The organism is Sphingomonas flavalba, from assembly GCF_004796535.1.
In the GTDB taxonomy this organism is placed as follows: Bacteria; Pseudomonadota; Alphaproteobacteria; order Sphingomonadales; family Sphingomonadaceae; genus Sphingomonas_L; species Sphingomonas_L flavalba.
In genome coordinates, this window is record NZ_SPHY01000035.1 from 1 (window position 1) to 568 (window position 568).

Annotated in this window: 1 pseudogene; it reads left to right on the forward strand. The window is 63.9% G+C overall.

Going from position 1 to position 568, the window contains the following annotated elements:
- A pseudogene (locus E4A53_RS14745) lies at positions 1 to 568 on the forward strand (hypothetical protein); the annotation flags it as partial.

Sequence of the window (568 nt, forward strand, 5' to 3'; positions counted from 1 at the left end):
TCGGTCAGGTCCCCGCCGGGACCTATTACGTTCAGGCGGTTTTGCACAAATACGACACGTATAATCTGTCGAACGGCAAGACGGTGAAGCTGCCGGCGGCGCGTGGCGCGGGGCAGAACTGGCGGCTTGAGCCGGGCAACGTGATCAGCAAGCCGGTGCAGGTGACCTTCGACCCGGCGAAGGCCGGCGAGATCAAGGTGGTGCTGGACACGGTGCTGCCGCCGATCGCCGAGCCGAAGGACACGGAGTTCGTCCGCTATTTCAAGTTCCGCAGCCCGAGCCTGTCGAAATTCTGGGGCCGGGACGTGTTCATCAACGCGCATGTGCTGGTGCCGAAGGATTTCGACAAGCATCCGGAGGCGCGCTACCCGCTGGTCGTCTTCCATGGCCATTTCCCGAAGGAGTTCGGCGGGTTCCGGACGACGCCGCCCGATCCGAACGAGGCGTGCGTGCCCGCCGCGCGGTTCGGCGAGCCGTGCTACAACCGGATCGAGGCGCAGGAGGCCTATGCCTTCTACCAGAAATGGATCTCGCCCGACTTCCCGCGCATGCTGATCATCGAGATCGA